1 protein-coding gene is annotated in these 547 nt (G+C 59.8%); it reads right to left on the bottom strand.

Going from position 1 to position 547, the window contains the following annotated elements; all coding sequences use genetic code 11:
- Nucleotides 1–547: immunoglobulin-like domain-containing protein (locus ACODSK_RS32645; RefSeq protein WP_489022283.1), on the bottom strand; the 547-nt coding region annotated here is incomplete at both ends.

Genomic DNA, 547 nt, shown 5'->3' with positions numbered 1-547 from the left:
CAGTCGCACTGAGGGTCAGGCCGGTAGTATCCAGGCGTGCTGGATCGTCGGTCACTACGGTGGTCGGAGTGCCAGCAGTTTCCAGGTGCTCGTAGTTGCCACCGGTGACGCCAGTGATGCTGTTGCTCAGTGGAGTGTTGGTGTTCAGCACGTTATTCGGCGCGATGAAGTCGACCGAGCCGCTGCTGGAATTCACTGGAATGGTGATCGACTGCCCGTTTGCCAGGCTAATCACCAGCGGAGTACCGGTGACCGGAGAGGTAACCGAGGCGACGTAAGTGACGACACCGCCTTCAACGGCGCTTGCAGTCGCAGTCAGGGTCACGGTCGACGTATCAATCGAGTCCGTAACAGCAGTCACGGCAGCCGTTGGGCTGACCTCCAGGTGCTCGAAGTCTCCACCGGTGGTTCCGGTGATGGTCACGCTGACGTTTCCACCATCGACATAGACGGTGTTCTGCGGAGCCGGGAAGGTGATCGAGCCTTCGGTCTGGCCCTTGCCGATGGTGATGGTTTCGCCGTTGCTCAGCGAGATCTTCATCTCGGT

The organism is Pseudomonas sp. FG98 (assembly GCF_057808595.1).
Note: the sequence above shows the minus strand (reverse complement) of the source record. Positions and strands in the feature narration are given on the sequence as shown.